The organism is Nostoc sp. CCY 9925 (assembly GCF_963920935.1).
Classification (GTDB): domain Bacteria; phylum Cyanobacteriota; class Cyanobacteriia; order Cyanobacteriales; family Nostocaceae; genus Nostoc.
On record NZ_CAWUDO010000233.1, the window covers coordinates 1 to 3,256 of the forward strand.

The following is a 3,256-nucleotide window of genomic DNA, read 5'->3' on the forward strand; positions in this document are numbered from 1 at the left end:
CCTTTTCCCCAAATCCAATGCCGAGTTAAAAATGCACAAAGCGAGCAGTATTGCCATAGTACCCATCGGACTATAACCTCCTGCTTTGGGTGAAAAACGATTAGAGGAATTTTGTAGTCTTCCAATATAAGTTTACCAAGCGGTTCTTCCTCAAATGGTATGAGTAATTTTTCAGCTCCTAAATCAACGTACAAATCTTTTTTGCCCCACTTCAAATGAAAAGGATCGTCGGTAATCGTCCAGCCATCTTTAATTAGGGCATTCTTTAGGTTTTGGTGATAGCGGTCTTTAGCTGGCATAAATTTACTCGAACGAGGAATTAGTACCTTCAGCTTTTGCTACTTCCAACATTGTTTTTAACACCGAATCTGGATTTAAACTAATAGAATCAATTCCTTGTTCAACTAAAAACTGGGCGAATTCTGGGTAATCGCTGGGTGCTTGTCCACAAATGCCGATTTTGCGATCGCACTTTTTCGCGGTTTCTATGGCCATTTTCACCATTCGCTTCACACCCTCACTCCGTTCATCAAACAACCGCGCCACCAACGCCGAATCTCTGTCTAACCCCAATGTCAACTGAGTTAGGTCATTGGAACCAATGGAAAAGCCATCAAATACCTCAGCAAACTCTTGAGCCATAATCACATTACTGGGTAATTCGCACATTACATAAACTTGTAAGTCGTTAACGCCTTGCTTTAAACCATTTTTGGTCATTTCTGCTAACACTAACCGCCCTTCATCGGGAGTGCGACAAAAAGGAATCATGGGGATAACATTTGTCAAACCCATTTCTTCCCGTACTCGCTTCAAGGCATGACATTCTAAGGCAAAAGCTTCTCTGTAACCTTCATCATAGTAACGCGCCGCGCCCCGCCAACCAAGCATGGGGTTTTCTTCATCAGGTTCAAATTGTTGACCGCCTAACAGATTTGCGTATTCATTACTCTTAAAATCTGACATTCGCACAATCACTGGTTTCGGATAAAATGCTGCGGCAATTCTGCCGATACCTTGGGCTAATTTATCCACAAAATATTGAGGTTTCTCGTCATAAAGTGCGGTCAAATCGGCAATTTTAGCTTTAACAAATTCATCTTTTAATAAATCATATTTAATCAATGCCATTGGATGAACTTGGATTTGGTTCGCAATAATAAATTCTGTCCGCGCTAAACCGACTCCATCGTTAGGAATTGCTGATAAACTCAATGCTTCTTGGGGATTACCCACATTCATTAAAATTTGGGTGCGGGTACGGGGTAAGTTTTCTAAGGCGACTTCTTCAACTTCAAAAGGTAATAAACCTGGGTAAACTTTTCCTTCTTCGCCTTCAGCACAAGAAATCGTCACCTCTTGACCAGTTTTCAAAATATCTGTAGCATTGCCACATCCAACGATCGCAGGTACACCCAACTCTCGCGCAATAATCGCCGCGTGACAGGTTCTCCCACCAGAATTAGTCACAATTGCACTGGCACGTTTCATAATTGGTTCCCAGTCGGGGTCAGTTCTTTCTGTTACCAAAACCTCCCCTGGTTGAAACTGTTCGAGTTTTTGAACATCTAAAATTAAGCGTACTTTTCCTTGACTAATTGCTTCTCCAATTGCGCGCCCCGTAACAAGAGGAATTGGAGAGTCGGTAGAAACCCGATTAATCGCGTCTGTACGATGTGGGGAGTGAGAAGATTTTTCCCCATTCCCTATTCCCCATTCCCTATTCCCTAATAGCAAGTGATAACTCCGCAGCACATTTCCCGTCTTCTGCGATTGCACAGTTTCGGGACGTGCTTGGACAATAAAAAGTTGTTTAGTAATTCCATCTTTTGCCCACTCGATATCCATTGGTGTGTAAATGCCGTGGGTTTTGGAATAATGGTCTTCAATTAAACACGCCCAACTTGCTAATTCTAAAATCTCTGCATCGCTGAGGGCAAATTTACCTCTTTCTCTGAAAGGAACAGAGACATTTTTGGTAAATTTTGAGCCGTCATCATAAATCATTTTCAGTTCTTTGCTGCCCAATTTTTTATCAATGATTGGGCGAAAACCTGCTTTTAAAGTTGGTTTAAAAACAGAATATTCATCTGGATTTACTGACCCTTGGACAACGTTTTCACCTAAACCGTAGGCGGCTGTAATTAGGGCTGCATCTTTAAAGCCGGTTTCTGTGTCAATGGAGAACATCACCCCAGAGGTTGCTAAATCAGAACGCACCATTTTTTGTACACCAACGGCAAGGGCAATGCTAAAGTGATCGAATCCCTTGGTGTGACGATAGGAAATGGCGCGATCGGTAAATATGGAAGCAAAGCATTTATGACAAGCTGCTAAAACTCCTTGAGCACCGACAACGTTGAGGTAAGTTTCTTGTTGTCCGGCAAAACTCGCGTCGGGAAGGTCTTCAGCGGTGGCGCTGGAACGGACTGCAACATCTGTCTCTGCATTGTATCGATCGCAAAGACTTTGATAAGCTGTGGCGATGGCTTCTCGTAATTCTACAGGAAAGGGGGTGTGGATTAATAGCGATCGCGCTTTTTTGCCCCGTTCTCGTAAATTTTTCACATCTTCAACATCCAAGTCAGCAAATAATTCCCGTAGCTTTGCTTCTAACCCAGCTGATTCGATGAAATAACGATAAGCATAAGCAGTGGTAGCAAAGCCTGTAGGCACATTAATACCTTTGGGTGTTAATTGTTGAATCATTTCACCTAGTGATGCATTTTTACCACCAACTAAGGGAATATCATGAATACCAACTTCATCAAACCAGAGGATGAGCGATCGCTCTTTGGAAGACTGAGATAAAGTGCTTGTAGATACTATCGTCATATGTATTACCTCTTAATTTGATGTGTTAAAAGTCCGTAATTATTACTATCTAATTTAGCGTCTAAAATAAATTTTACAGGCTTTTACTTTGATCCCACTGAAGTTTATTGAGAAACATAACACCAACAGGGTTTACTCCTCTTAAGAGGACTTTTGCTATTAGCGGTATATTTATAATCTATGGCGGCTTTTGCGACTAGTAGTATATTTCCCATATTTAATTCTAAATTTTGCAGCCAATCTCGTCAGGGTGACGTGATTTTAGATTGTGCAATTCAATGCCAAGCTATAGATATCTTGCAAAAGTCCCTAATACCCCAGCCAAAGCTACGCTTCGTCTCCCCTCCCCTTAGCAAGGCTACGGTGTACACACAAGTCTTCTAGAGTTGCGCCACAGGCTTTTGATCCCCCCAACCCCCCT

At 42.0% G+C, this 3,256-nt stretch carries 2 protein-coding genes; both read right to left on the reverse strand.

Annotated elements, in window-relative coordinates; all coding sequences use genetic code 11:
• Positions 1 to 299, reverse strand: a 299-nt coding sequence (locus ACM0OY_RS39860) for an element excision factor XisH family protein (RefSeq protein ID WP_414574213.1), incomplete at its 3' end; no start/stop codon positions are given.
• Between the two features lie 4 nt (positions 300 to 303).
• A complete protein-coding gene (gene ppsA / locus ACM0OY_RS39865; RefSeq protein WP_414574214.1) occupies positions 304 to 2,835 on the reverse strand; it encodes a phosphoenolpyruvate synthase in 2,532 nt (843 codons plus the stop codon).
• Positions 2,836 to 3,256: the final 421 nt, after the last annotated feature.

Coding starts and splice junctions, on each gene's coding strand:
- ppsA (WP_414574214.1), bottom strand. CDS start 2,835: ATGACGATAGTATCTACAAGCACTTTATCTCAGTCTTCCAAAGAGCGA.